We start from the raw sequence: 277 nt of genomic DNA, 5'->3' as shown, positions 1-277 counted from the left end.
CAAAAGGAAGAGGTAATTTTACTGTTCCAGACCTGTCAGGTTTTGAAAACCTGACAGGTCTTACATCACAATACCATGAATATCTTCCGCTACGGACAAGACACACTCACCGCTTCACTTGCACTTGGATTGGCAAAAAAAGAGATCAAAGGAATACTTAGTCCTGAAACCATTCGAAAAATCCAGAATTCTGCCGCGGCGGTCGAAAAAATCGCCCTAGGCGAAGCCATCGTCTATGGGATCAACACCGGCTTTGGACCACTTTGCACCACCAAGA

At 45.5% G+C, this 277-nt stretch carries 1 protein-coding gene; it reads left to right on the top strand.

The genetic code is table 11. From position 1 onward, the window contains the following. Positions 1-75: 75 nt before the first annotated feature. On the top strand, positions 76-277 hold a 202-nt coding region (locus tag ACNKXV_RS14830; protein ID WP_417908463.1), incomplete at its 3' end, for an aromatic amino acid lyase.

Origin of the sequence: Christiangramia aquimixticola, assembly GCF_048285835.1 — a bacterium.
GTDB classification, from domain to species: domain Bacteria; phylum Bacteroidota; class Bacteroidia; order Flavobacteriales; family Flavobacteriaceae; genus Christiangramia; species Christiangramia aquimixticola.
Note: the sequence above shows the minus strand (reverse complement) of the source record. Positions and strands in the feature narration are given on the sequence as shown.